The sequence below is a fragment of the Rhizobium ecuadorense genome, assembly GCF_001187535.1.
In the GTDB taxonomy this organism is placed as follows: Bacteria; Pseudomonadota; Alphaproteobacteria; order Rhizobiales; family Rhizobiaceae; genus Rhizobium; species Rhizobium ecuadorense.
Window position 1 is genome coordinate 1 of the sequence record NZ_LFIO01001176.1, and the last position, 342, is coordinate 342.

1 protein-coding gene is annotated in these 342 nt (G+C 55.6%); it reads left to right on the forward strand.

The window, feature by feature from the left end:
* Positions 1-342: P-loop NTPase family protein (locus AF337_RS25380; protein WP_483150632.1), on the forward strand; the 342-nt coding region annotated here is incomplete at both ends.

The window sequence follows — 342 nt, forward strand, 5'->3', positions numbered from 1 at the left end:
GCATGATCGCTTCGTCGCTTGCGCATGCGCTGGCCCAGCCGACCAAGAACTCGACGCCGCGGATTGACTTGTTCGACACGGATTTTTGCTCCGGGATGCTTGGCTATTATCTCAACCTCGTCAACGACTACGACTTAAAACCAGTCATCGCCAATCCTTCCCGGGTCGATCTGGAATTCATCGATCTGGTTCGAAAGCGTCATTCGGGGGGCTTTTCACTGCTGTCCTTCAAGCAGCCAGCAGTCCTTCTGGCACCCAAGGGCCGGGAACTCGTGCTGCGTATGCTCGACGTAGCCGCCTTCGAGAGCGACCACACGATCATCGACATTCCCTATTATGACA